General features: G+C 65.6%; 1 pseudogene. It reads right to left on the reverse strand.

Going from position 1 to position 1,142, the window contains the following annotated elements:
• Window positions 1–1,142: pseudogene (locus ACYSM9_RS21840) on the reverse strand (pyruvate dehydrogenase (acetyl-transferring), homodimeric type); the annotation flags it as partial.

Consider the following 1,142-nt stretch of genomic DNA (forward strand, 5'->3'; position numbering starts at 1 on the left):
TTGCCCTTGAATTCGGTGGCTGCCTTGTACGCGGCGTAGACCTTGCGGTAGTCGTGGCCGCCGCGCTTGAGGTTCCAGATCTGATCGTCGGAGAGGTCCGCGACGAGGTCCTTGGTCTGCGGGGTCTTGCCGAAGAAGTGTTCGCGGACGAACCCGCCGGATTCGGCCTTATAGGTCTGGTAGTCCCCGTCGGGGGTTTCGTTCATGATCTTCACGAGCGAGCCGTCGGTGTCGCGGGTGAGCAGGTCATCCCATTCCCGGCCCCAGACGACCTTGATCACGTTCCAGCCCGCGCCGCGGAAGAACGCTTCGAGTTCCTGCATGATCTTGCCGTTGCCCCGTACCGGCCCGTCCAGGCGCTGGAGGTTGCAGTTGATCACGAAGTTCAGGTTGTCCAGGTTCTCGTTCGCGGCCAGCTGGAGCAGCCCGCGGGACTCGGGCTCGTCCATTTCCCCGTCGCCCAGGAACGCCCAGACCTGCTGGTCGGAGGTGTCCTTCAGGCCGCGGTTGTGCAGGTACCGGTTCGACTGGGCCTGGTAGATCGCGTTCATCGGCCCGATGCCCATGGACACGGTCGGGAATTCCCAGAACTTGGGCATCAGCCGCGGGTGCGGGTACGAGGAGAGGGCGTGGCCTTCCTTGGACTTTTCCTGCCGGAACCCGTCCAGGTCCTCCTCGGACAGGCGGCCTTCCATGAACGCCCGGGCGTACATCCCGGGGGAGGCGTGGCCCTGGAAGAAGACCTGGTCCCCGCCGCCGGGGGCGTCCTTGCCACGGAAGAAGTGGTTGAAGCCCACCTCGTACAGGGTGGCCGCGCCGGCGTAGGTGGAGATGTGCCCGCCGACGCCGATGTCGGGCCGCTGCGCCCGGTGCACCATGACCGCGGCGTTCCACCGCATGTACGCCCGGTACCGGCGCTCGTATTCCTCGTTGCCCGGGAACTGGGCTTCCTGGTCCACCGGGATCGTGTTCACGTAGTCCGTGGTGGTCACCATCGGCACGCCCACGCTCTGCGCGCCCGCGCGCTGCAGCAGGCTCCGCATGATGTATTGGGCACGCTCGGTGCCCTGTTCCCTGATCAACGCATCCAGGGACTCAACCCACTCGGCAGTCTCTTCCGGATCACGATCAGGCAGCTGGTT

This window comes from Arthrobacter sp. C152, assembly GCF_054890965.1.